The following is a 23,266-nucleotide window of genomic DNA, read 5'->3' as shown; positions in this document are numbered from 1 at the left end:
ACGACGTCGCTCCTCACATGCCCAGCAGCTCGCCGCCGTCGACGACGATGTCGCCGAGCAGGACGTGGGAGCTCTCCGCGGAGAGCAGGAAGCGCACCACGGCGGCAACGTCGCTGCCGCGGGCGACCCGGCCGGCCGGGATGCGGGGGCGGAACGCCAGCAGGCTACCGTCGGCCAGGTCGTCGACGGAGGCGTGGTCGCTGGCGAGCTGGCGCATCATCTCCGTGTCCGTCGGCCCGGGCGAGACGGTGTTGACCCGGACTCCGCTGCCGGCGACCTCTAGGGCGAGGACCCGCAGCGACTGGCGCAGGGCGGCCTTGGACGCCGCGTAGGCGGCCTGCCGCATCCGGGGCATCCGCGCGGCGACGGACGCGACCGCCACGATGGACCCGCCGCCGCGAGCGGCCATGCCGGCGGCGTAGCGGCGGGCCACGTCGAAGCAGCCGACGGTGTTGACCCGCAGGATGCGCTCGAAGTCGGCGGTGGTGACGTCGAGGGTGGGTGAGCTGTCGAAGATCCCGGCGGCGATCGCGACCTTGTCCGCCTCGGCGGTCTCGGCGACCAGGTCCTGTACCGATCGCTCGTCCGTGACATCGACGTGGCGGGCGGTCGCCTCGACGCCCTGCACCCGCAGCGTGGCCGCGACGCGTTCGACGAGGGCGGCGTCGATGTCGGCGAGGACCAGCCGGTCGCCGGGGCAGGCGCGGGCGAGGTCCTCGCCGATCGCCTGCCCGATGCCCCGGCCCGCGCCGACCACGACTGCTGTTGTGCTCACGGTTGTTCTCCAGGTTCTGTGGCGGGCGCCGCCGCGTACGCGAACGCCCGGGCGGGGTTTGCGACCGTCATGCGGTGGATGTCGTCCTCGGACACTCCCCGGTCGCGCAGCATGGGCAGGAAGTTCTCGATCACGTTGGCGTAGCCCGGTCCGCCGTACGCGGCGAGCTGGCCCAGCTCGCAGATGTCGTTGGACAGCATCAGCTGCCCGGCCAGTCCCAGGGCCGTCAGCTCGGCGACGTTGTCGGCCCGGAACGACAGGGGCGCGTAACCCTGCACGAAGGCCAGGTTGTCGATGTTGAGCCAGGCGCCCCGTTCGGCGATCGGCAGCCACCACTTCGTCCCGCGCCGGTCGCCCAGGTGCGACACGATGACGCGGGCCGGGTCGACCCCCTCGTCGGCGAGCAGGTCGAGCTGCTCGAGGGCAAGCTCGCCCCAGTGGGTGGTATGCGTCATGATCGGGCAGCCGGTGCGGCGATGGGCCCGGCCGGCGGCGCGGAACACCCGCTCCTGGTGCGGGGTGATGTGGCCGCGCTCGGTGCCGATCTCGCCGATGAAGCCGGGGCGGATGCCGCTGCCGTCGACGCCGTCGGTGATCTCGGCGACGAGGCGGTCGGCGAGGGCCTCGGTGCTGTCGGTGGTGATGTAGCCGGGATAGACGACCTCGCGATACCAGCCGGCGCCCATCACGATGTTGACGCCGCTGGCCTCGCTGATCCGGCGCAGGGCCTGCGGGTCGCGCTTGAGCCCGATGTTCGTCGGGTCGCAGATCGTCCGGCCGCCGGCCGCCGCGAACCGGCGGACCTCCTCGACGGCGATCTCCTCGTCGTCGAGGATCGCCTCGTACAGCTGGCGCAGCCCCCACCCGTCGACCAGCACGTGGTCGTGGCTGAGGGTGTTGCCCATGTCCTCGGGCTCGATCGGCCCGAGGACGGTCATGACCTTTCCGGCAAGACTTTCGATCACTTCACACTCCCTGCGGCGAGGCCTGTCACGATGTACCGCTGAAACGCCAGGGCGATGAGCACCGGCGGGACGACTGTGAACATGGTGGCCGCGGCCAGCGTCGTCCAGGAGAACTGCTGCAGGTTCTGCAGGCCCGCCACGACCGGCGGTACCGTGAGGGCGTTGGTGAGCACCAGCGAGTAGAAGAACTCGCTCCACGCCTCCAGGAAGACCAGCAGGCCGGCGGCGATCAGCCCGGGCCGGGCGATCGGGGTGACGACCACCAGCAGGCAGCGCAGCCGGGACGCGCCGTCGACCTCGGCGGCCTCCTCCAGTTCCTTGGGCACGCTGTCGAAGTACGTCTTGAGCAGCCAGATCGCCAACGGCAGCGTGAACGCGTTGTAGCTGATGACCAGGGCGAGCGACGTGTTGAGCAGCCCGAGCTGCCGGAACGCGACGAAGAACGGCAGCACGATCGCGATGGCCGGCACCACCCGCGAGGCGAGCAGCAGCAGGTACGCCAGGCGCGAGCCGCGGAACTCGTACCGCGAGAACGCGTATCCGGCGGCCCCGGCGATGACCAGGTTGCTGGCGACCACGACGACGCCGACGACCAGGCTGCGGGCAATCGCCGGCATCAGCCGGGCGACCGCGTCGGTGCTCGAGACGATCCCGCCGTCCTGCCCGGTGGAGAACGGCGCGCTGTTGCCGGTGAAGATGGCGGCATAGTTGGCCAGCGTGGGGTCGTGCGGCCACCAGTGGAACGGCTTGGCGCCGATCTCCGACGGCCCCATGAAGCTGCTCAGCACGGTGAAGTACAGCGGGAACAGGATCCAGACGAGGAACAGTGCGAACCCGATGTAGATCCCGGCCGAGGCGAGCCGTGAGCGCTTCACTCGACGCCCTCCGTGATCGTGCTCGAGCGGTACAGCAGCTTGACGAACACGAACCCGAGGACGAGCGCGATGCCGCCGAGGACGACGGCGGTGGCCGAGCCGAGGCCGGTGTTCGTGTAGACGAACAGCTGCTGGTACAGGTAGATCGACAGCACCGAGGTGGCGTCGCCGGGGCCGCCCTGGGTCAGCGCCCAGATCGTGTCGAACTGCATGAACCCGAAGATCGTGTTGATGATGACCACGACGACGATGACCGGCCGCAGCCAGGGCAGCGTCAGGTGCCGCAGCCGCTGCCAGGCGTTGGTTCCGTCGACCATCGCGGCCTCCGGCACCTCCCGCGGGATCGTCTGCAGCCCGGCCAGCAACAGCAGCCCGGTGAACGACGCCTGCCGCCAGGCCCCGGCGAGGATCGCGACGACGAGGGCGCCGGTGCTGTCCGACAGCGGCGCCACGCCGTCCAGGCCGAGGGCCAGCAGCGCGCCGTTGAGCGCGCCCACCTCACCGTCGACGAACCACTTCCAGATCATGCCGACCATCACCCAAGGGCAGGCCCACGGGACGATGAGCAGGCTGCGGGCCAGCCACTGGCCACGGAAGCCGGTGTTGAGCAGCAGCGCGAACCCGAGCCCCAGCAGCGTGGAGACGAGCAGGAAGCCGACCGCGTAGAGCACCGTGGTGGTGAGCGCGTGCCGGAACTGCTCGTCGGCGAACAGCGTCCGGAAGTTCGCGAACCCCGCCCACCGCGCCTCGCCGCGGAAGCTGACCCGCTGCAGCGAGTAGATCGTCGTGCGCATCGCCGGCCAGGCGACCAGTCCCAGCACGAACACCAGCGCCGGGGTGGCGAGGACCAGCCCGAACCGGGCGTTCGCCCGGCCCCGCGGCGACGTGCGCCGCCGCGGGGCCAGGGCCGTCGTCTCGGCCATGTCAGCTGCCCGCGGCGGCGAGGTTCTTGGCGTCCGCGGCGAGCCCGTCGACGGTGTCCTTGACGCCGGCCTGGCCGAGCAGCATCGCCTGGAGGCGGTCGCCGACCTTGACCTGGAACGAGGCGTACCACGGGGCGACCCGCGCCGGGACCACGTCGCTCTGGTTGGCGAAGGTGTCCTCCAGCTTCGGCATCTCGTAGTAGTCCGGGAACGCGGCCAGGAAGTCCTTGTCCTTGAACAGCCCCGGGTACGGGCCGAGCAGCGCCGCCGCCTTCGCCCAGGACGTGAAGGTCGAGTACTTGCCGGCCTCGTCCTTCCAGCCGTAGAACTTCAGCAGCTTCCAGGCGTCCTCGGCCCGCGCGCCGCCGGCCGTGGCCCCGATCTGGATGACCTCACCGATCTGCAGCGTCTTGCCGGTGATGCCGGGGTGGCGGTACGAGATCGTGACGTTCTTCGACTCGGGACCCTCCGTCGTGCGGATGATCTGCAGGAAGTAGTGGTGCAGCGTGTAGAACGTGGAGTTGCCCTGTGCCATCGCGGTGACGTGCGCGCCCGGGTCGGCGGTGAGCACCTCCTTGGACGTCAGTCCCTCCTGGTACATCGCCTTCCACCACTCCATGACGCTCAGCGTCTTGGCGTCGTCGGCGAAGACCGGGGCACCCTTGGCGTCGAACGGCGTGATCCCGTCGGCCAGCAGGTAGACGAGGAAGTACTCCTCCAGGAACTGCTTGGTCCAGTAGCCCGCGTACGGGCTGGCCACCCCGGCGGCCTTGAGCTTCTTGCACTGCTCGTACACCTCCTCCTTCGTGGCCGGAGGTGCGCCGATGCCGTGTTTCTGCAGGTGGCTCTGGTTGTACATGAGGCTGTGCACCGCGGAGAAGTACGGGACGCTGATGATCCGGCCGTCCGCGAGCCGGTGCCGGGCCGCCGAGGCGGGGAACATGTCGCCCAGCATGTCCTCGACGCCGGCGAACTTGTTGAGCGTTCCGGCCCAGCCCGCGTCGACGTACTTGGTCGAGGCGTAGGCGAAGTTGTAGAAGGCGTCGATCGCCTGGCCGCCCTGCAGCCGCGTCTGCAGGGCCGGGCCGTAGCCGACGTTCGGGACAAGGGACAGATCCACGCCCACGCCGGACTGGTCCTTGAAGGACGACAGCAGGGTGCGGATCTGATCCGGGTACGCCTCCCAGGCGGTCATCGACAGCGTGCCGGGAGTGTCGTTGGTCTTCGGCGTGGACGCACCGCCGCACGCAGCGAACAGCGATGCCGTGGGAACGGTCAGGCCCGCCGCGAGCGCGCCGCGCAGCAGGCTCCGACGGGAGATCGACGTGCTGGCAGAGAACAAGCCCGGAATCGGGCGCCGCTCATCCATGTGACCCTCCGGCCGGCCAGATGGTTCATATACATGAACCTAAGTTCTGAGTTGAGCATTCGTACCAGGTCAGCGGGGCGCAAGCAAGAGGCGGCTTCTGCGCACCGGCGAGGTCGCCGAGCTCCTCGACACCGGGCCTCCAACCGGCAGCAAGGTCTCCGGCGTCCTCGCCGGGGTGCTCACCACCGCCGGCGCCGCGGTCGCCGAGCGGACACTCCTCGCGGTCTCCGCCGGGCTCGGCGTGCTCGCCCTGAGCCTGTGGTGGCCGCACCGCCGCCGCAACGCCCGCCGGGCCGCCACCGCTGGGACCGGATGCGGATGTGGCGGCACCGGATGCGGCTGCTGACCGCGTCGCCGCAGTGTGCTGCGATACCGGCATGACGATCATCCGGTCCGTCCTGCTGTTCCTCGTCGCCGCACTCGCGGAGATCGGCGGCGCCTGGCTCATCTGGCAGGGCGTCCGCGAACACAAAGGCCTGCTCTGGATCGGCGCCGGCATCGCCGCCCTCGGCGCGTACGGCTTCGTCGCCACCCTGCAGCCCGACGCGAACTTCGGCCGGATCCTCGCCGCCTACGGCGGCATCTTCGTCGCCGGATCCCTGGGCTGGGCCATGGTCATCGACAAGTTCCGCCCCGACCGCTACGACCTCATCGGCGCCGCCGTCTGCCTGGTCGGTGTCGTCGTCATCATGTACGCGCCTCGTCATTGACCCGGCCGGTGGGTGTGGCCGGGACCGGCGACGGTGCGGCGGCCCGGGTGACGATGCCGATCGCGGCGATGAGGCAGGCGATCGCGATGGCGGTCAGGACGGGGATGTAGCCGCCGGTGCTGAGCAGGGCGGCGGCGCCGAGGGGTGCGCCGGCGCGGGCGAGGGTGATCGGGACGGTGAGGGTGCCGGCGATGGTGGCGTAGGCGATGGTGCCGTACCGGTCGGCGAGCAGGGCCGGGGTGGCGAGGCTGGAGATGCCGAACCCGAGCCCGAATGCGACGACCCCGGCCACCGCCCCGGCGCGGCTACCGCCGGCGGCGAGCAGGGCCAGGGCGGCGATGGCCTGGACGGTGAAGATCGTGGCGACGACGGTGGTGATCCGGATGCGGCGTTGCGCGCCGGTGAGGACGAGCCGGCCGGTCACGGACAGGACGCCGAGGAGTCCGGCGACGGTGGCCGCGAACGTGACCGGGTGCCCGCGGCTGGTGAGGAACCCGACGAGGTGCACGGTCATGGCGGCCATCGCCGCCCCCTCGGCCACGAACGCGACGCCGAGCACCCAGAACCGGGTGTCGCGCAGCGCGGCCCGGACCACCGCCGCGCGATGAGCAGCAGCGTGGCGTTGCGCTGGGTGCGTGGGCTGCGGCGCGCGGCGGACGACGAGGGCGTGCAGCGGGATGGTGACGACGCCGTGCAGAGCGGCGAGGACGAGCAGAGTGTGCTGCCAGCCGTGGCGGGCGACGAGGGCCCCGGTCAGCGGCAGGAAGATGGCGCTGGCGAAGCCGGCGACGACGGTGATCGCCAGGAGTGCCTTGGCCCGCCGGCTCGGGTCGAACCAGGACACCACGACGGCGAACGCCGGTTCGTAGAGCACCATGGCCGAGGTGAGCCCGACACCGATGAGCACGACGTAGAGCTGGGTGACGGTGCGGACCTGCGACCAGGCCAGCAGGAGCCCGGTCGCGGCGGTCGAGCCGATGGTCATGAGGGCGCGGCCGCCGTGGCGGTCGAGCCATCGCCCGACCGGGATCGCCATGGCCGCGCCGGCGAGGACCGAGGCGGTCAGCGCGCCGGTGACGGTGGTGGTCGAGGCGTGCAGGGTCGCGGCCATCGGCTGGAGCAGGACGGCGAAGGCGTAGTAGAGGGTGCCGTAGCCGACGGTCTGGGTGACGGCGAGGGCGGTGACGATCCGCCAGCCGTGCAAGACGGGCCGGTGGCCGTCGGCAGCGGAGTCGGCGGCCACCGTGGCAGGGTGGTTCACCCGGTCAGCCGCAGCAGCTGCCGGACTGCTCGCCGTCGGCCGGCGCCGAAACGGTGCGCAGCGTCAGTGGCGCGGACAGCAGCCCACCCGCAACCCCGGTGGCCAGCCCCCGCCCCCCGGGTACCGTCTCGGCGGCGGGCGCGCCGCAGCAGCCGCCCCCGGTGGCGTCGATCGTGGTGTCACCGACGATCGGGTTGCTGTTGCACACCCCGGTCTCGGGCAGGTCGAGCTGGACGTCCCGCGCGGCGGCCCAGTCCCCGGCCAGTGCGGCGACGACGGAGCGGGCCTGTTCGTAGCCGGTGGCGAGCAGGAACGTCGGCGCCCGCCCGTAGGACTTCACACCGATGGCGTAGAAGCCCGCCTCGGGATGGGTGAGCTCGTCGACGCCGTGCGGCGGGACGGTGCCGCAGGAGTGCTCGTTCGGGTCGATCAGCGGCGCCAAGGCCCGGGTCGAGCCGAGGATCGGGTCGAGGTCCAGGCGCAGCTCGGCGGTGATGGTGTGATCGGGCCGGAACCCGGTCGCCGAGACGATCCGGTCCGCCACGAGTTCACGTGTCCCGTCGCAGACCACGACCCGCCCGTCGGCGCCGGGGTGCAGGGCTTGCACGGCGAAGCCGGTGACGAGTTCGATGACGCCGGCCTCGACATGCTCGCGCAGCCGGGTGCCGAGCGCGCCGCGGGCCGGCAGGGCGTCGGCGGTCTCGCCGCCGTAGGTGCGGGCCGGGCTTGCCGACCGGATCGCCCACACCACGGATGTGTCAGGCGCCGCAGCAGCCAGGTCGGCCAAGGCGAGCAGCGTGTTCGCGGCCGAGTGCCCGGCGCCGACGACGAGCGTGCGCCGGCCGGCGAACCGGGCCCGATCGGCGCCGAGCACGTCCGGCAGCGCGGACTCGACGAACGCGGCCGCAGCGTGTTCGTCGTGCGCGGGGATGCCGGACGCGCCGAGGACATTCGGGGTGCCCCAGGTGCCGGAGGCGTCGATGACCGCCCGGGCCAGGACGTCCTCGCCGCCGTCGAGGCGGACGAGGAACGGCGCCGCGTCGCGTCCGGCGGTGCGCAGCCGGTCCAGGCCCAGCCGGGTCACCGCGGCGACGCGGGCGCCGTAGCGCACGTGCGGCTTCAGCGCGGGCAGGTCCGCGAGGGGCTGGAGGTAGTCGGCGGCCAGCTGCGCGCCGGTCGGCAGGACCTCCGGGTCCGGCTCGACCCAGCCGCTGTCGGCCAGAAGACGGCGGGCGACGGCGTCGGTGTTGTACCGCCAGGGCGAGAACAGCCGGACATGACCCCACTGCCGGATCGCGGCGGCGGACTGGTCGCCGGCCTCGAGCACGAGGAACGGCAGGCCGCGCTCGGCCAGGTGCGCGGCGGCGGCGAGACCGACGGGCCCGCCGCCGATGACGACGACCGGCAGGTTGTCGAGCCGAGTACTCACAACGAATTCCCTTGTCTTGAGTGATATCGAATCAGAAGGGCGGACTGCGCCCAGGCGGTCCCGAGCGCGGGAGGGTGGCTAGATGTGCGGGCTGCGGCGTTCGATGAACACGACGTCGCGCCACCGGCCGCCCTGCGACACGTGGCGGCCGACGCGTTCGCGGACGCCGACGGTGCGGAATCCGGCCGCGTGGTGCAGGGCGAGGCTGGCGGTGTTCTCCGGGAAGACCCCGGACTGGATGGTCCAGATCCCGGCGGCCTCGGTGGAGGCGATGAGCGCATCGAGCAGCGCCCGTCCGATCCCGCGGCCCTGGGCGGCCGGGTCGACGTAGACGGAGTGCTCGACCACACCCGCATACACGGCGCGGGCCGACACCCGCGAGACGGCCACCCAGCCCCGGACCGTCCCGGCGGCGTCGACGGCAACGAGCCGGTGGTCGGGCAGCTTGGCCCCGTCGAACGCCACCCAGTCGGGGGCGGCGTGTTCGAAGCTGGCCTGGCCGCTGTCGAGGCCGGCTTGGTAGATCGCCAGCACCGCACCGGCGTCGGCCTCGGTCATCGCGCGGGCCCGGATGCCGCTCATTCGCAGGTTCCGATCGGGTTGGGGGCCGGGCGGCCCATGACGACGTCGGCGGCGGAGGGGAAGCAGCCGATGCACGCCTGGTTGATCCGGTAGTGGCGGGCGGTGCCGACCGCGTCGACGAGGACGAACCGGACCTCGGTGAGGATCTTCAGGTGCTGCGACACCGTGGACTGCGCCAGCCCCACCGCCTTGACCAGGTCGCCGACGGGCATCGGCCGGCCCTGGCGCGCCAGGTACTCCACGATCTGCACCCGAGAAGGGTCGGCGAGGGCCCGGAACCACGATGCGTAGGTCTCCGCGGTCGCCCGGTCGAGGAGTTCGGTCACCATCCACCATCTTCATCGTCTATCGCCGATCTACGATGAAACTGTAGCCGCGCCGGCGGCCGCGAGCAATCCGGTCGCCACGACCAGCCGGGCCACCGCAGTCAGGGTTGCGGTTTCGACGCGGTCCGGGGTGTCGGCCGGGCTGTGATAGCCGGCCATCCCGGCGCCGATGCCGACCGCGGCGAGCCCGGCCGCGGCGTAACGCCGGTTGTCGGAGGCGACCGGCCCGGCCACGAGGGGCAGGCCGGTGTGCCGGCCCGCCTGGTCGAGCGCCGCCAGGAGCGCGTGCGCGGGGCCGCCGGCCTCGACCGCGGCCGCCTCCCGGAGGTGGCCGGCGCCGTCGACGTTGATGACCAGCGGGGCCGCACCGCCGGCCCGGAGCCGCGCGGCGTGGTGGGCGGAGCCGAGGGCACCGGCCTCCTCGGCGTCGAGCAGCGCCACGGCCAGGCCGACGCCGCCGGGCAGGACCTCGGCCAGGACGGCGGCCGCCTCGAGGACGACGGCGACGCCGCTGCCGTTGTCCGCCGCGGCGGGCTGGCGTAGACCGGGGTGATCGCCGACGCCGTCGTAGTGCGCGGTCAGCAGCAGGTCCGGGCCGCCGTCGGCCGGACGCCAATGGGCGTGGACATTGGTGGCGGGGACGTCGAGCCGCCGGATCGGCGTGTTGGCGGCGAACGTGCCGATTCCCGCGCTCGCCGTGGCGAGGAGGCCGGCGTGGGTGGTGGTGCCGGGGGTGAGGATCGGCAGCGGTCCGGGGTTCGGCCCGGCCAGCATCGTGTACTGCCAGCCGTCCGCATCGACACCGCGGCCCAGCAGCAAGCCGTGGGCGCCGTGGGCGTGGCCGTAGGCGTCGAACAGCGTCATCCCGGCCGGGACGACCAGCCACCGCCCGGCCGGATCATCCACCCCGGCCACCGCGAGCCGGCCCCGGCGGACCAGCGGCTGGTCGGCGGAGGCGAGATGGACCGCCACCTCCCGGCCGAACCGCAGGTCGCGTTCGGTGGTGCCGTCGGACCAGGCGACGGTGGGCGTGGTGTAGACCTCGGGAATGCCGCGGACGGTGAACGCGTCGAGGGTGACGGTGGCGCCGGCGGCGTCGAGGTGCTGGGCCAGCCAGGCCCGGGCGGCGGCCCCGCCCGCGCTGCCGACCCGCCGCCCGGCGAACGCCGCCGACGCGAGGGTGGCGACGGTGCCGGCCATCCGCGTGCCGGAGATCCGGCCGACGACCTCGTGCAGGAGCCCGGACGGGAGCCGCGCCACTTCCCCGGAGGTGGTCATCCGCAGCAGCCCTGGCCGGCCGCGACCGCGTCGGTTTTCGCCGCGGTGCCGCAGCAGGCGCCTTCCGCGGTCGCCTCGGCCGGCGTACCGCAGCACGGGCCGCCGGCGACGGCCGGCCCGGCCGGCGTGAGAGCCGCGACGGGTGGGTTGCCGCAGCAGCCACTGGTCCCGGCGGCGTGCAGCGCGGCGGCGGGGTCGCCCCCGGTGAATCCGCCGGTGACGGCGGCCGGAGTGCTGATGGTGGTGTCGCTCATGGCGCAGATTCCCCTCGTGGTGTTGTTCAGCGGGGCCCGGCGAGGGCGCTGAGGTGGGTGCGGATGCGGTCGATCCGGGTGGCGGCGCGCCGGTCGCAGAACCGGACACCCGACGCGATTCGGGTACGGCGGAGCGATCGGGGGATGGCCGCCTCCCCGCAGCGGCGCCGAGGCTGTCTCGACGTCTGTCGAATCAAACGGTTGCACGTTGATTTGAGATCTGTCAACCTAGACGCATGTCAAATCAGCCGGCCGCGCTCACCCTCACCGACCTCAACGCGGCCGAGCCCTGCTGCCCGCCGATCACCCAGCAACGCCTCCCCGCCGAGACCGCCACCCTGCTCGCCCCGGCGTTCAAAGCGCTCGGCGACCCGGTCCGGTTGCAGCTGATGTCGATGATCGCGTCGGCGCCCGGCGGGGAGATCTGCGTCTGCGACCTGACGCCGGCGTTCGAGCTGTCCGGGCCGACGATCTCGCACCATCTCAAGTCGTTGCGCGAGGCCGGGCTCGTCGATGCCGATCGGCGCGGCACGTGGGTCTACTATCGCGCGCGCCCCGGCATCATGCGCCAGCTCGCGGTCCTCCTCACCGTCGACGTGGAAGCGCAAGCGGGCTGACGCGGTCAATCTGGAGATTCCGGCCTCGCGGGAGCCGTTCGATCTTGAGAGTCCCGCCATGCGTCACGCGCGCCGCCGGTGCCGCGCTACCACGACCCCGGCCCGGGCCCGCCGGCCGGCGGGCGCTGCCCGGCAGCCGGGACTCCCGCACGTCCTGGATCAGCACCGCGAACTCGACCTTGCGCCGCCTCCTTGGCCACGCGCCGGCGAGCCCGCCCGCCCAGGGCCAGGACAGGCGACACCGGCTGTTCACTTGACGCAGCCCAGAATGCTCACCAATCATTGAGTCAATGAACACTGAGCTATCTTCGGTGCAGCGGCGCGCCCGGATCCACGCCGCGCTCGGTGACCCGGCGCGCCTGGCCATCGTGGACACGCTCACGCTCGGCGACGCCTCGCCCGGCGAGATCGCCCGCGCGCTCGACCTGCCGACCAACCTCGTCGCCCACCACGTCAACGTCCTCGACGAGGCCGGGCTGCTCGTGCGGACCCGCTCCGAAGGCGACCGGCGCCGCACCTACCTGCGCCTCGAACCCGGAGCTCTCGCGTCGCTGGCGGCGCCGGTGCTGACCGGCGTGTCCCGGGTGGTGTTCGTCTGCACGCGCAACTCCGCCCGCTCCCAGCTCGCCGCTGCCCTCTGGACGCACCGGGCCACGATCCCCGCCGCCTCGGCCGGCACGCACCCGGCCGCACGGGTCAACCCCCGCGCCGTCGCCGTCGCGCACCGGCACGGACTGCTGATCAACGCGACCGGCACCGCCCACGTCGCCGACGTCGTGCACGACACCGACCTCGTCGTCGCGGTCTGCGACAACGCCCACGAAGACCTCACCCAGGGCGTCCGGCCCCGCCTGCACTGGTCCGTCCCGGATCCGGCGGACACCGACGCCGCGTTCGAGGCCACCTTCGCCGACCTCGCCGCCCGCATCGACCGCCTCGCGCCCGCCCTCGAACCGGCGGACAGGCCCACACCCCGCACCCGCCCAGCGCGCCGGAGCACCCCATGACTGACGCGATCGTCCACTATCACCCGGACCGGTCCGTCGACCAGCAGCTCGCCCTGCGCACCGCCGCGGTCCGTCTCGGGTTCGCGTTCGACGGCACCTGCACCGCCGAGACCATCGAACGGTTCCTGCACACCAGCGACGACCAGTTCGCGTCACTGTCCAGCGTCCCGAACGTCCTGCCGCCGCTCGCCGAACGCTTCGCCCGCCAGCGCCTGCACGCCCTGGCCCGGGTCGAGGGCAAGCACCGCGACGGCAAACCCGTCGTGCTGTTCCTGTGCACCCACAACGCCGGCCGCTCCCAGATGGCGCTCGGGTTCTTCACCCACCTCACCGGCGAGCGCGCCGTGGCCGGCTGGGACCTCGACGGCGTCCGCCCTCTGCGCGACGGGATCGAACGCCGCGTCCGCCGCCTCATGGACCAGCTCGCCATCGCCTGACCACCCGAACCCGAGACAGGACCTCCACCCTCGTGAACCCCACCCTGTGGCGCCGGCTGCTCGCCGAGTTCACCGGCACCGCACTGCTCGTCACCGCCGTCGTCGGCTCCGGCATCATGGCCACCGCCCTCAGCCCCAACGACGTCGGCCTGCAGCTCCTCGAAAACTCCGTCGCCACCGCCTTCGCCCTCGGCGCGCTCATCCTCACCTTCGGCCCCGTCTCCGGCGCCCATTTCAATCCGGTCGTGTCGGCCGCGGACTGGTTCCTGGGCCGATCCCGCGGCACCGGCCTGTCCGGCCGTGACCTCGCCGGCTACATCCCGGCCCAGGCCGCCGGCGCGATCGCCGGAGCGGTCCTCGCCGACCTGATGTTCGACCTGCCCGCCGTCGCGTTCTCCACCAAAGACCGTGCCGGCGGGCACCTCTGGCTCGGCGAGGTCGTCGCCACCGCCGGGCTCCTGCTGCTCATCTTCGCCCTCGCCCGCTCCGGCCGGGCGACCGTCGCCCCGGCCGCGGTCGGCGCGTACATCGGCGCCGCGTACTGGTTCACCTCCTCCACCAGCTTCGCGAACCCCGCAGTCACAATCGGCCGCGCGTTCACCGACACCTTCGCCGGCATCGCCCCTGCCTCCGTGCCCGGCTTCATCGCCGCCCAGCTCGCCGGCCTCGCGTTCGGCGTCGCCTTCCTGCTCGCCCTGTACCCGTCCGCCGGCAACGCCGCCGATGACGTCGTCGTCCGTACCACAGAAGGAACCAGCCGATGAAGCCCACCGTCCTGTTCGTGTGCGTCCACAACGCCGGCCGCTCCCAGATGGCCGCCGGCTGGCTACGCCACCTCGCCGGCGACACGGTGGAGGTCCGCTCCGCCGGCTCCGAACCCGCCGATCAGATCAACCCGGTCGCGGTCGAGGCGATGCGGGAGGTCGGCATCGACATCACCGCCAACACGCCACGCAAACTCGATTGGGACACCGCGGAGTCCTCCGACGTGCTCATCACGATGGGCTGCGGCGACGTCTGCCCGGTCTTCCCCGGCAAGCGGTACCTCGACTGGAAGCTCGACGACCCCGCCGGGCAGGGGATCGACGCCGTCCGTCCGATCCGCGACGAAATCAAGCGCCGCGTCGAACAGCTCATCACCGAACTGCCCGTCGCCGCCTGACGTCCCGTCCTTGAGTCTTCGCCGCCGGGCCGGCTCCTCACCGGTGGCGGCCCACCGTTCCGAGAGGTGTCCTGGATGGTGACAGACCGCGTCAACGCCGATGAGACGGCGCATGAGCCCGGCAGCGGTTGAGCCCGGCGCGCAGGTCGCGGCGGAGCTTGGCGTCCAGGCCGGGCACGGCCAGCGCGGCTGTCAGGTCCTCAGCGGCCTCGCCCCAGCGCTCCAACCGCATCAGCGCGGTGGCACGGTTGTAGCGAGGCTCGGCCGCGGTCGACAGCACCACCGCGCGGTCGAGGTCGGCCACAGCAGCGGCGGCGTCGCCGCGTTCGAAGCGTACGGCGGCCCGGTTGGTCCACGCCTCGGCCAGTCCGGGATCGGCGTCGAGGGCCCGCGTCAGCAGCTCGTCGGCCTCGTCGAGGGCACCGCGTTCGGAGCGGATCAGACCCAGCGTGCACAGCAGTGCGGGGGCGTCGCGCCGCTCGGCCGGAGCTGAGCGTACGCACGCTTCGGCGGCGGCGAGGTCGCCCCGGGCGAGATGGAGGTTGGCCAGCGCCACGCGGGCGTCGAGATGGGATGGATCGATGGCCAGGACGCGCCGCAGGTCCTCACGTGCAGCCCCGCTCTGTCCGGTCTCCTCATACAGCGTCGCGCGGTTGTAGTACGCCTCCGGCAGGTGTGGTCCGAGCCGGATCGCCGCCGCGTAGTCGCCCAAGGCGGCGCTCGTACGCCCAGCGGCGCGGTGCAGGGCCGCCCGATCGACGTAGTACTCGCAGTTCTCGGGGTCGAACGCGATGACGTCGTCGAGGTCGGCCAGCGCCTCGGCGGCCTTGCCGAGCGCCAGGTGGAGCTGGGCCCGGTTGTGCCGGAGGCGGGCCTGATCCTGCCGACGCTCATCGGCGCCCAGGACGGCGGACAGCTTCGCCAGACCTGAGTTCACCAGGTCCAGCGCCTGGTCCGCCCGGCCCTCGCGGCTGTCCAACAGCGCGATGCCTTGCTCGTAGAAGACGGTCGACACGACGCGCCGGCGTTCGTCGGTGATGCCGCCGGCCAGGTGCAGTGCCCTCTCCAGCCACTGCCTGGCCATGGCCGGGTCCTGCTGCGCCGGGGGAAGGTGGCGGGCGTACAGCATGGCCGTGGAGTATGCGGCCGACATCGCGATCTTCGGATCGTCGGTGACGGCTCGGACCTCGGCGTACAACTGGAGTGCCTCACCGGCGTCGCCGAGCGCGGCGAGGGCGGTGGCCAGTCCCGTGGTGAACGACCACCAGTGGGCAAGGTCGGTCTCGGGTGTGACGGCGGCCCGGCCGCGCCGCGCGATACGCACGGCGTGGTGGTAGAAGCCGCGCGCCAGACTGTCGCCCAGCATGGCCCGTAGGTTGGCCGGCCGGGATTCGACCTCCGGCTCGGGCGCTCCCCCGTCGTGCAGGTGCAGGTCCATCGGAGTCGACGCGAGCTGGCGCGTGAGCGTCGCGAGGAGTTCCGCGGTCGTCTCGTCGGCCGCGCCGGCGTGGACGAAGTGGACGGTCAGGGGACGGCGTACGGCGCACGCGGCCACGAATTCCGCCGCCCCGAACGAGAGGGCGGCCGTACGCCGGGCGGGGTGGAACCGGATCGGCTGCTCGTCCGCCGCGGCCACCGTGGCCGGATTCAGCGCCGGGACGATGGCGTGCAGCTCAAGGGCATGGCGGGCGGCCTGCCGGGGATGATCGCGGGCGAGGTCGGCGAGGAATGCGTCGGCCCCCGCATACGGGCCGAGGTCGCGGTGGCAGTTGTAGGGCGGACGCCCGGAGGCGCCCGCCCGGCCGCGTCTTACCAGCACCATTCCAGCCAGAGCCGCCGCGCTCCGGACAACAGGCGCACGGCACTCTTGTGTCGGATCGTCATTTTCCGCACTGGCCACCTCCGGCAGGGATCACAATGAAGTGATCAGCATCATAGAGCGGTTTATCGATGGATGGGAAGATCGCTCCGCGAGTTCGGTGGTGCTACGAGCGCCGATGGCGATCTGCACCTGCGCGGACCTGGCGCCGGGGTGGTGCCTGCAGTCGCCTGCGGACACCCACCCCGGCATATGGACGGTCGTCAAGCCGTCATCGTCGTCGGTCCATCACCGGCAACGGAGGGACCAGTACAGGACCCGCCCCCGGTGTCTGCGCTTGTCGATCGACACCGCGACATCGACGACGAGCCCGTCCTTCCTCCTGCAGAAGTACCAGTAGACGAATGTGCCCACGCCGGCGATCGCGGCGAAGATCGCGGCGGCTACGCCGAAGCCCACGCTACCCGGTAGCCCCACGACACTCGTCGCAAGAATCGCCGAGACCGCCCAGGCGACGCCGCTGAGTGCGGCGAAGCCGAAAATTACCGCCCAGACGGCCCAGTCGCTGAAGCTGCAGCGGATGCCGATCTGGGCGTAGCGCCCCCACCAGGGGTTGCTCGACCACATGCGGCGACATGGGGACTGACCGTTCGTGTCCTTGCAGTTGACGGCGTCGCCCCGGCAGTAGTCGTACGGGTTGGCGTTGCCGCCGTAGACCGGGTCGGTGGACAGGAACCGGCCGGTGCCCGGGGAGTAGACGCGCGCCCCCATGAGCACCATGCCGCCCGGATTGTTGGACCAGCGCTGGTCCGCCCCCAGCCAGCCGTAAGGCCGGTCGGTGTCGGACGGCGAGTGCGGCTGGCCCTGCTCGGTGAAGTCGCCGGCGAAGGTCAAGCCGGACCCGGTCGGTGCGACGCCGCCGACGAGGTCACCCTGCAGGTTCGCGATCTGCCAGGTCATCCCGGTCGCCGTGGTGTAGATGCCGACCACGCGGCCGAGCCCCTTCACCGTTCGCAGGACGGCACCGTCGGCGACCGTCCAGATCGGACTGTCCGAGTCGTCGCCGTAGTGCTGAACCTGCGTCAGCGTGCTGGCGCCGTCGCTGTCCGCGAGGGTGGCGAACCGGTTGGGCAGGACGTCGAGGGTGTATGTCGACGTCCGGGTGTCCTGCGCGATCGTGCGCACCATGTCGTTGGCGTGGTACGTCAGTGTCGTCGCGCCACCGCCGGCGACGGTGGTGTCGGCACCGGGGACCGTCGAGGTCCGGCCCAGCGAGTCATAGGCGTATCCGGTGGTGTTGACCCGGCTGGCCGTGTCGTAGGTCCAGTTCGTCGTCGACGCCGGTGTCGACGTCTGGCAGGCGCCACCGGCCGCGGCGGCATAGGTCGTCGCGGCGGTGCGGTTGGATGCGGTGTTGTAGGTCTGCACCCGGCTGGTGCACACCCCGGCGACCGTGTCGCGGACCGTGGTGACCCGCCCGGCGTTGTCGTAGACGAACGACTGGCTGGACTGCGATGAGGTGCGGTCGCGGATCTCGTCGTGCACCGAGCTCTGGAAGCTCTCGGTGAACAGGACGCAGCTGCTCTGACCGCAACCCGGCTGGTTGTAGGTGATCGTGTTGGCCGCGCCGTCCTCGCGGTACCCCGTGGTGACGACGACGCCGTTCGCCCACGACTCCGAGACCAGGTTGCCGTCGGCGTCGTAGGTGCCGGAGATGATGCCCGCCTGGCCGTCAGTGACCTGGGTCGCAAGGCTCCGGCGCTCGGTGCCGCCGTCGTAGACGTAGGCCCGGCTCGCCTGGCCGTCCGACGACGCCGAGACGCGGGAGAGCAGGTCGTAGCCGCGGGTGGACACCGTACCGGCGGCGTCCGTGTAGGACGTCAGCCGGCCGAGGGTGTCGTAGGCGCGGATGATCTGCGCGGTCACGTTGCCGGAGCCGTCGAGGCTCTGGGTCCGTACCGCCTGGCCGCTCGCGTTGTCGTAGACGGTCTTCGTCGTCGCGACGGCCTGTCCGGTGCCGGCCCCGCCGGTGACGGACATCGTGGAGCTGCGCCCGGCGCCATCGTAGGCCGTGGTCGTGGTCCGCTGGACCCCGGCGCCGGTCTTCTCGGTGACGACGCGCGGCTGGTTGTAGATGCTGTAGGTCGTCACGCTGACCGGCAGTTCGGGGCCACTCGCCGGCTGACCGCCGGGCTGAACCCGGCACGGCAGGTTGGCCCACTCCGGGTGGCTGTCGCACTCGGTGTAGCCCGAGCCGGTACCGGCCCGGTAGTAGACGGTCACCCGGGTCGCCGGGGTGTTGGTGGTGGCCCCGCCCGCCGGTTCGGTGGTGCTGGTGACCTGGCCGGTCGTCGCGTCGTAGGTCGTGCGGGTGGCCAGGGCCAGCCCGCCCGGGTCGACCGTCGTGATGACCTCGCTCTTCAACGCCCAGTCATACCCGGTCGTCACCGTGTGCGCCTCGGCCGTGGTGCACTGGCCGGTGCCGTGGCAAACCGAGGTGGTCTCCGTCGTCACCAGGTCGAACGGTCCGCCGGTGTTCGGCGCCCCCTGGTCGTAGGCCCGGGTCGTGTGGGTGCGTCCACGCACGACCGACCCGCTGGACAGCATCACGTCGTGCTGGGGGCCGAGCGTGTCGAGCAGGAGCCGCCCGTCGGCACTGTAGGTGCTCTGGGTGCTCAACGTTCCGGCGAGCGCGGCCTCCTGGGTGGCGGTGTCGCTGCCCGACGCGTTGAGTGCCCTGGCCCGGTTGCCGGCGGTGAGCTCGCGGATCGTGTTGCCGGAGCTGTCGAACCAGTTGGCCGAGGTGAAGCCGCCCGGGCTGACGGTGTTCACCAAGCGGCCGTTGGCGTCCATGTAGGCCAACTGGGCCCGGTCATAGGAGCCGGGCAGCGAGCCGGTGGCCTGGTTGCCGGTCGGGATCTGCCCGGCGTCGAAGATGGCCGTGGCGTCGACCGGTTGTTCGGTCTGACCCCAGCGACTGGTCTGCGCCGCGGACAGGTCGTAGGCCGATCCGGTGCCCGAGATCGGCACCTGGTACACGACGGTCTGGCGTGCGGTGCCGGCGGTGAGCGCGGAGCGGCTGACCTGTGCCACGCGGCCCTTGCCGGCGTCGCCGGGGACGGTGGTGTAGGTCAGCTGCCAGGCCTCCTGGCCCGCCGGGGTGATCGTGGTGATGATCCCGTCGGCGTCGTAGTCGTAGGTCTGGGCCAGATGGTGGGTTCCGCCCGCGTCGGTCCAGTCCAGGCGCGGGTCCCAGGCCGAGCGGAGCCGGCCGTTGCTGTCGTAGGTGTAGCGGGCGACGACGATGGTCCGCATCGCGGCCGGTGCGGCGTCGGGGTCCCACGCGGTGAACGTGACCTGGCTGAGGCGGCCCGTGGAGTCGCCCCACTGGGCCTGGCCGGTGCCGGTCGCGGTGGTGCTGGTGGCGTAGGCCAGGTCGAGGGCCCGGCAGCCTTTGACGAGCGTGGCGCACGACACTCCGGCCGGGACCGGGGCGAGCATGCGGGTCGGGCGGACGACGTCGGTGCCGTTCACGGTGACCTTCTGCCAGCCGATGCTGGTGGTCTGGTTCGAGCCCGGCGTGGTGACCGCGGTCGGGTTGTAGACCCCGGCGGCGGCACCGCTGATGCGGGTGAAGACCGTTGCGTCACCTTCGATGTCCCGCAGGGTGTACGAGTCGGTGGCGCCGGCGTACGTCAGCTGCAGCTGCCGGAAGCCGTTCTCCGCCTCGTAGGTGCGGTCCGCACCCGACACGGACTTCAGGACGAAACCGAGCGGATCTCCGTCGGCCAGGCCGACCTGGACCAGCGAGCCGGTCACGGTCAGGTCCGTGTACTTCGAGTCGGCGCTCTCCACCGAGGCGGTGGAGACCCAGCCGGGCCCGAACATGCCCGCCTTGTCGGTCGCGGTGGCCCGCCGGGTGTTGAACGCCCGGCTGAGCGTGAGATCCGAGCCGTACGAGGCGATGGAGACGTCGGCACCGCCGACGGTGTAGTTGCCCGTCAGCAGGTTCACTGAGCCGGGCCCCACCTGCGCCGCCGAGGCCGCGCTCTGGTTGCGGTCGTAGGTGATCTTCACGGGTGCGGAGGCGCCGCCGGTGAACAGGGCGCGGACCTGCAGCGGCCCGTCGAGCGGGTCGGGCCCGGCCTCGGCCACGTTGACGGTGGCGTCGAGGTACCAGGTGACCTTCGGGAACTCCCCGGACGTCTTCGTCAGCGGCCAGGTGATGGTGCCGCCGGCGGCGAGGGTGACGTCGCCGAGCGGGATGGTCAGCCAGGTGTCGGTGTCGCCGCGGCGCCACTGGTAGGTGACACCCGTCGCGGCGGGGCTGGCCGCGGTGGTCAGGGCGACCTTCCCGGCCGTGATGTCGCCGGTCTTCGGGCCCGTGAGACCGCCGTGGCCGACGTTGAACTGGTAGGACGAGATCGGTGACTGGTTCCCGGCCCGGTCCTGGGAACGCACGTAGAGCGTGTGCGGCCCGTCGGTGTCGGGGGTGATGGACACGGTGGCGTTGCCGCCGAGCGCGGCCGCGTTGACCACTGTGGACGGCGGGTTGGTGTCCACGCCGTACTGGTAGGACGCCACGTCCGCGACCCCGGACGGAGTGAACGTGAAGTTCGCCGCCGTGCCCGCCGACACCGGCGCGGTGCCGGCGTTGTAGGTGAACACGACCGCGGTGTCGTTGTTCACCGAAGCGGCGTGGAACGAGTACTGGGTGGCGATCGTCCCGTCGCCGTTCTCGATCCCGACCAGCGCGCCGGAGCCCTGCTCGAAGGCGTTGTCGATCCCGGAGTAGTTGAACGTCACCGTGCCCGACGCCTCCGAAAACAGCACCTCCGCGTTCTGCCGCCGTGACGTGAACCCGTACTGGTACGGGTTGTTCCACTCGACCAGGAACTGCCGGTTCGGCGCCGTGCCCAGCGTCGCGGTGCGGATCGCGGCGCTGCCGTCGACGACCATGTCCTGGGCGAAGACGTACACGGCCGCGTTCGGGTCGGCGCTGTTGGGCAGCGGCACGATGTCGTCCGGATGCGACCCGTTCGGGTTGATGAACGACAGCATCCCGTTCGTGTCGACCCACGCGGTGGAGTACGTCTGGCCGTAGTAGGTGATCGGGAACGGCAGGCTGATCTGCCCGACCGCGTCATCGCCGGTCAGCGGCACCGTCGTGGTGCCGTTGACGTACGGGGTCGAGGTGGTGGAGGTGGTGTAGCCGGTCAGTTGCCCGGTCCACGCACCCGCCGGGAACGTCGGCGACGACACGCCCGGCGCCGAACCGGGCTCACCCGTGTCGACCGTGAACTCACACCACGACCCGTACGCGCCCGTCGTGCCGCCGTCGGTGCCCTTGACCCGCCAGGAGTACGTGCCGCCGTTGGCGAACGCACCCGACGGTACCGTCGCCTCGAACGCCGTCCCGGAAGCCTGCGGACCGACCGTCGTCGACCCGATCATCGCACCGCCGGTGGTCCACCACTCGAACGTCGCCGACACCGGCGAACCCTCGGGGTCGGTCACCTTCGTCCGCAGCTTCGGCTGCGTGGTCCGCACGAACGGCCGGTTCGCGCCCGAGATGCACTCCGTCGACGGTTCGGTGGACTGCGAGGTCACCTGCGGCGTCGCGTTGAACGTGACCGTCGCGGACGGCGGGTTGGAGCCCTGCGAGGACGAGAACCGCTTCCAGCCGTTGTGGTTGGTCTCGTTCGCCGCCTTCAGGCCCATGCCGGTGGTCGTCCACCCGCTGCCGGCCGCGGTCTGGAACAGCGCGGTCGCGTCCGCCGACACCCAGCCGTCGTTGCACGACGAGCTGTAGCCCTTCGTCTGCGTCGACGAGGACTTGTAGGCGTACCACACCGGCTGCGCGTTGTCGCGGGTGCTCGTGTTCGCCGGGGATGTGGTCCACATGTCCCACTGCGCCGGCGAACACGACCAGGAGTGCGTCTCCCACAGGTTCAGCGTCGCGGAGTTGACCTGCGCACCGTTGAGGAACGCGGTGTTCCAGTTGATGAACGACCGCGCGACCCACGAGCCGCCGTCGTCGGAGTAGCCGAGCTTGAGCTCGGTGCTGCCCGACTGGTCGGTGGTGTAGCCGGTCTGCACGAACGTGTCGAACGTCAGCGTCACCGACGGGTCGATCGTGATCGGGAACGTCAGATCCTTCGACGCCATCAGCGCCGGATCCGGCGTCAGCTCCAGCGCGACGTCCTGGCCCCGCTGGGTTGCCTTCAGGCCGACCGCCCCGACGTGCAGGGGGTCGAGGGAGTGCTCACCGCGGGCCGCGTCCCACATGGTCGGCTGCGGGATCCGGCCCGCCGCCCGGCCCTTGCGGTCCTTGAACACCAGACCACCCGAGCCGTCCGGCACCGCGTCGAGGCCCGGCGCCCGGTAGCGCAGGTTGAGCTTCCCGGACCGGGACAGCGCCTCACGGGTCTTCACCACGTAGTACTGCTCGTACCCGCCACGGGTCGACTCGACCACCAGGTCCACGCCGTCGGTCACGTCGGCATAGGTCGCCTTCGTGCCCTCGATCCGCGGTTTCGGCAGCCGGCCATGCCACTGCAGCGCGACCGTGTCGTCACCGCCGCCGAGCCGGACCAGCTCATGGTCGCCCTCGCCCTGCTGGCCGGCAAGCCTCAACCCACGCGGATGCGCCTTGGCCGAGACTCCGCCGTCGGCGTCCACCTGGAACGACGGGTCGACGGCCTTCCAGCCGCCTTTGCCGTCTGGCATCCGGACCGGGCCGGCGCTCTGCTCAGCAGTGAGCGTGCCGTCCGGGTTCGCCCACAGCTGCAGCGTCTCCGACTTCTCGCCGGCTACCTCCACCTTCGCGCCGCACAACCGCGCGGCCATCGACGCCGACACCCGATCCGGGCGGCTCGCCGGACAGGCCGGCTTTGCGGGCGGCGCCGCCACCACCGGTTGCGGTGCAGCGACGGCCGTGACGAGAGACGCGGCTAGGACCAGTGGCATCGCATGACTGAGCAGTCGGCCGCGTCCGCGGCTGTAAAAGTTGCCGACCTGCGTCAATTTGCCTGGATGCAGCCACAAGTGATGGCGCATCGGCGACCTCCCCGTTAGGGCCGATAAGTGACGCCGAGGCTACGTAGTAGTTTGGAAATACGTCAATGCATGAACCTTACGCCAGCATTTTCGTCAACCCGCTTGGCGAGGGGCCATGAGCTTTGGCTATGACGCTGGGTAATCAGATTAGGTGCGCCTTTTGCACAAACTCGCGATACCTCCTAAAATCCTACAAATCCGGAATAACCGCATCGTATATGATGGAAAGGTTGCATGCTCACACGTTTTGAGCTGGGGATATACGATCCCGACGGACACACACAGGCCGATCAGCAGCAACCCGAACGATCCGTTGCGATCATCCAGAGCTACATAGAGCGTTCACTGACCCATGCCGCCAGACCGGCCATTGACAGCGAACACCTGCCTGGAATCGCATTCCCTCAAGATGCTGGAC

Annotated in this window: 20 protein-coding genes; 7 read left to right on the top strand and 13 right to left on the bottom strand. The window is 71.4% G+C overall.

Annotation, left to right across the window (positions count from 1 at the left end; all coding sequences use genetic code 11):
• Window positions 1-13 precede the first annotated feature (13 nt).
• From AC6JBM_RS04150 to AC6JBM_RS04130, 5 genes are read right to left on the bottom strand one after another with little or no spacing between them, the layout of a single operon-like run.
• Window positions 14-775 carry an SDR family NAD(P)-dependent oxidoreductase gene (locus AC6JBM_RS04150; RefSeq protein ID WP_497982291.1) on the bottom strand — a complete coding sequence of 254 codons (762 nt, stop codon included), beginning with the start codon at window positions 773-775 and terminating at the stop codon, window positions 14-16.
• On the bottom strand, window positions 772-1,740 hold the full coding sequence (locus tag AC6JBM_RS04145; protein ID WP_497982290.1) for a phosphotriesterase family protein: 969 nt from the start codon (window positions 1,738-1,740) through the stop codon (window positions 772-774). The genes AC6JBM_RS04150 and AC6JBM_RS04145 overlap by 4 nt, the downstream gene beginning before the upstream one ends.
• Window positions 1,737-2,615: a carbohydrate ABC transporter permease gene (locus AC6JBM_RS04140; protein ID WP_497982289.1), complete on the bottom strand. Its 879-nt coding sequence runs from the start codon at window positions 2,613-2,615 to the stop codon at window positions 1,737-1,739. The genes AC6JBM_RS04145 and AC6JBM_RS04140 overlap by 4 nt, the downstream gene beginning before the upstream one ends.
• Window positions 2,612-3,538, bottom strand: coding sequence for a carbohydrate ABC transporter permease (locus AC6JBM_RS04135; RefSeq protein WP_497982288.1), 927 nt, complete (start codon window positions 3,536-3,538; stop codon window positions 2,612-2,614). The genes AC6JBM_RS04140 and AC6JBM_RS04135 overlap by 4 nt, the downstream gene beginning before the upstream one ends.
• A 1-nt stretch (window position 3,539) precedes the next feature.
• Window positions 3,540-4,880, bottom strand: a complete 1,341-nt coding sequence (locus AC6JBM_RS04130; protein WP_497982287.1) for an ABC transporter substrate-binding protein — start codon at window positions 4,878-4,880, stop codon at window positions 3,540-3,542.
• Window positions 4,881-5,082: 202 nt separating this feature from the next.
• On the opposite strand from AC6JBM_RS04130, the gene AC6JBM_RS04125 reads away from it, so the two are divergent.
• Both AC6JBM_RS04125 and AC6JBM_RS04120 read left to right on the top strand, forming a co-directional pair.
• Window positions 5,083-5,253, top strand: a complete 171-nt coding sequence (locus AC6JBM_RS04125) for a hypothetical protein (RefSeq protein WP_497982286.1) — start codon at window positions 5,083-5,085, stop codon at window positions 5,251-5,253.
• Window positions 5,254-5,284: 31 nt separating this feature from the next.
• Window positions 5,285-5,617, top strand: coding sequence for a YnfA family protein (locus AC6JBM_RS04120; protein ID WP_497982285.1), 333 nt, complete (start codon window positions 5,285-5,287; stop codon window positions 5,615-5,617).
• Here AC6JBM_RS04120 and AC6JBM_RS04115 read toward each other — a convergent pair.
• From AC6JBM_RS04115 to AC6JBM_RS04090, 6 genes are all read right to left on the bottom strand, one after another.
• Window positions 5,595-6,860 (bottom strand): MFS transporter, encoded by a 1,266-nt coding sequence (locus AC6JBM_RS04115; RefSeq protein WP_497982284.1) that lies wholly within the window; start codon window positions 6,858-6,860, stop codon window positions 5,595-5,597. The genes AC6JBM_RS04120 and AC6JBM_RS04115 overlap by 23 nt on opposite strands.
• A 22-nt stretch (window positions 6,861-6,882) precedes the next feature.
• Window positions 6,883-8,307, bottom strand: coding sequence for an NAD(P)-binding domain-containing protein (locus AC6JBM_RS04110; protein ID WP_497982283.1), 1,425 nt, complete (start codon window positions 8,305-8,307; stop codon window positions 6,883-6,885).
• Between the two features lie 78 nt (window positions 8,308-8,385).
• Window positions 8,386-8,889: a GNAT family N-acetyltransferase gene (locus AC6JBM_RS04105; protein WP_497982282.1), complete on the bottom strand. Its 504-nt coding sequence runs from the start codon at window positions 8,887-8,889 to the stop codon at window positions 8,386-8,388.
• Window positions 8,886-9,218 carry an ArsR/SmtB family transcription factor gene (locus AC6JBM_RS04100; protein WP_497982281.1) on the bottom strand — a complete coding sequence of 111 codons (333 nt, stop codon included), beginning with the start codon at window positions 9,216-9,218 and terminating at the stop codon, window positions 8,886-8,888. The genes AC6JBM_RS04105 and AC6JBM_RS04100 overlap by 4 nt, the downstream gene beginning before the upstream one ends.
• A 27-nt stretch (window positions 9,219-9,245) precedes the next feature.
• A complete protein-coding gene (locus AC6JBM_RS04095; protein WP_497982280.1) occupies window positions 9,246-10,493 on the bottom strand; it encodes a M28 family peptidase in 1,248 nt (415 codons plus the stop codon).
• A complete protein-coding gene (locus AC6JBM_RS04090; protein ID WP_497982279.1) occupies window positions 10,490-10,747 on the bottom strand; it encodes a hypothetical protein in 258 nt (85 codons plus the stop codon). Before AC6JBM_RS04090 ends, AC6JBM_RS04095 begins: the two co-directional genes overlap by 4 nt.
• Before the next feature lie 236 nt (window positions 10,748-10,983).
• Here AC6JBM_RS04090 and AC6JBM_RS04085 point away from each other — a divergent pair, with 236 nt between their 5' ends.
• The 5 genes from AC6JBM_RS04085 to AC6JBM_RS04065 all read left to right on the top strand — a co-directional run bounded on the left by AC6JBM_RS04085 (window position 10,984) and on the right by AC6JBM_RS04065 (window position 13,970).
• Window positions 10,984-11,364 (top strand): ArsR/SmtB family transcription factor, encoded by a 381-nt coding sequence (locus AC6JBM_RS04085; RefSeq protein WP_497982278.1) that lies wholly within the window; start codon window positions 10,984-10,986, stop codon window positions 11,362-11,364.
• A gap of 290 nt (window positions 11,365-11,654) precedes the next feature.
• Window positions 11,655-12,371, top strand: coding sequence for an arsenate reductase/protein-tyrosine-phosphatase family protein (locus AC6JBM_RS04080; protein WP_497982277.1), 717 nt, complete (start codon window positions 11,655-11,657; stop codon window positions 12,369-12,371).
• Entirely contained in the window at window positions 12,368-12,808 is a 441-nt protein-coding gene (locus AC6JBM_RS04075) for a three-helix bundle dimerization domain-containing protein (protein ID WP_497982276.1), read from the top strand. Before AC6JBM_RS04080 ends, AC6JBM_RS04075 begins: the two co-directional genes overlap by 4 nt.
• Window positions 12,809-12,840: 32 nt before the next feature.
• The gene (locus AC6JBM_RS04070) at window positions 12,841-13,572 is read left to right on the top strand and encodes an aquaporin (RefSeq protein WP_497982275.1); all 732 of its coding nucleotides are present in this window, start codon (window positions 12,841-12,843) and stop codon (window positions 13,570-13,572) included.
• A complete protein-coding gene (locus AC6JBM_RS04065; protein WP_497982274.1) occupies window positions 13,569-13,970 on the top strand; it encodes an arsenate reductase ArsC in 402 nt (133 codons plus the stop codon). The genes AC6JBM_RS04070 and AC6JBM_RS04065 overlap by 4 nt, the downstream gene beginning before the upstream one ends.
• Window positions 13,971-14,061: 91 nt before the next feature.
• Here the strand turns inward: AC6JBM_RS04065 and AC6JBM_RS04060 are convergent, their stop codons facing one another.
• Both AC6JBM_RS04060 and AC6JBM_RS04055 read right to left on the bottom strand, forming a co-directional pair.
• A complete protein-coding gene (locus AC6JBM_RS04060) occupies window positions 14,062-15,870 on the bottom strand; it encodes a tetratricopeptide repeat protein (RefSeq protein WP_497982273.1) in 1,809 nt (602 codons plus the stop codon).
• Window positions 15,871-16,077: 207 nt separating this feature from the next.
• A complete protein-coding gene (locus AC6JBM_RS04055; RefSeq protein ID WP_497982272.1) occupies window positions 16,078-22,848 on the bottom strand; it encodes an NIDO-like domain-containing protein in 6,771 nt (2,256 codons plus the stop codon).
• Window positions 22,849-23,266: the final 418 nt, after the last annotated feature.

It is taken from the genome of Dactylosporangium thailandense (assembly GCF_059739745.1).
This window is presented reverse-complemented; position numbering and strand designations above follow the sequence as displayed.

What these genes read in the sequence shown, in the direction of transcription:
- AC6JBM_RS04090 (WP_497982279.1), bottom strand. Translation starts at nt 10,747, where the DNA reads ATGAGCGACACCACCATCAGCACTCCGGCCGCCGTCACCGGCGGATTC.
- AC6JBM_RS04100 (WP_497982281.1), bottom strand. Translation starts at nt 9,218, where the DNA reads ATGGTGACCGAACTCCTCGACCGGGCGACCGCGGAGACCTACGCATCG.
- AC6JBM_RS04075 (WP_497982276.1), top strand. Translation starts at nt 12,368, where the DNA reads ATGACTGACGCGATCGTCCACTATCACCCGGACCGGTCCGTCGACCAG.
- AC6JBM_RS04105 (WP_497982282.1), bottom strand. Translation starts at nt 8,889, where the DNA reads ATGAGCGGCATCCGGGCCCGCGCGATGACCGAGGCCGACGCCGGTGCG.
- AC6JBM_RS04055 (WP_497982272.1), bottom strand. Translation starts at nt 22,848, where the DNA reads ATGCGCCATCACTTGTGGCTGCATCCAGGCAAATTGACGCAGGTCGGC.
- AC6JBM_RS04095 (WP_497982280.1), bottom strand. Translation starts at nt 10,493, where the DNA reads ATGACCACCTCCGGGGAAGTGGCGCGGCTCCCGTCCGGGCTCCTGCAC.
- AC6JBM_RS04080 (WP_497982277.1), top strand. Translation starts at nt 11,655, where the DNA reads ATGAACACTGAGCTATCTTCGGTGCAGCGGCGCGCCCGGATCCACGCC.
- AC6JBM_RS04120 (WP_497982285.1), top strand. Translation starts at nt 5,285, where the DNA reads ATGACGATCATCCGGTCCGTCCTGCTGTTCCTCGTCGCCGCACTCGCG.
- AC6JBM_RS04135 (WP_497982288.1), bottom strand. Translation starts at nt 3,538, where the DNA reads ATGGCCGAGACGACGGCCCTGGCCCCGCGGCGGCGCACGTCGCCGCGG.
- AC6JBM_RS04085 (WP_497982278.1), top strand. Translation starts at nt 10,984, where the DNA reads ATGTCAAATCAGCCGGCCGCGCTCACCCTCACCGACCTCAACGCGGCC.
- AC6JBM_RS04065 (WP_497982274.1), top strand. Translation starts at nt 13,569, where the DNA reads ATGAAGCCCACCGTCCTGTTCGTGTGCGTCCACAACGCCGGCCGCTCC.